Here is a 334-nt window from a genome sequence, read left to right as displayed (position 1 = left end):
CTTGCCGCCAGGCTGGCCACCCTGAGCCATCAGGAGGCATGATGTCAGCCAAGAACCAGCACGGCACTCACTCAGGCACTAGCTCAGATCGCCCGCAGGGCAGTACCCAGTTTCGCAAGGATAACGAGATGTCAGACCCCATTGCTCCCCATGCCTACCTGAACATGGCCTCCATCAACCAGACCATTCTCGGCAAGATAGTGGCGGCCAAGCAGGAGTGGGTTGCCGCCCGCAAGCTGGCCCAGCCGCTAGAGAGCTTCCAGAGCGAACTGGTAGCCAGCGATCGGGATTTCGTCGGTGCGCTCAAGGCCGGTTCCACCCGCTTTATTCTGGA

General features: G+C 60.5%; 1 pseudogene. It reads left to right on the top strand.

From position 1 onward, the window contains the following. Nucleotides 1-128: 128 nt before the first annotated feature. Nucleotides 129-334 (top strand): annotated as a pseudogene (locus BN1128_RS04420) (bifunctional indole-3-glycerol-phosphate synthase TrpC/phosphoribosylanthranilate isomerase TrpF); the annotation flags it as partial.

It is taken from the genome of Aeromonas piscicola, assembly GCF_000820005.1.
In the GTDB taxonomy this organism is placed as follows: domain Bacteria; phylum Pseudomonadota; class Gammaproteobacteria; order Enterobacterales; family Aeromonadaceae; genus Aeromonas; species Aeromonas piscicola.
This window is presented reverse-complemented; position numbering and strand designations above follow the sequence as displayed.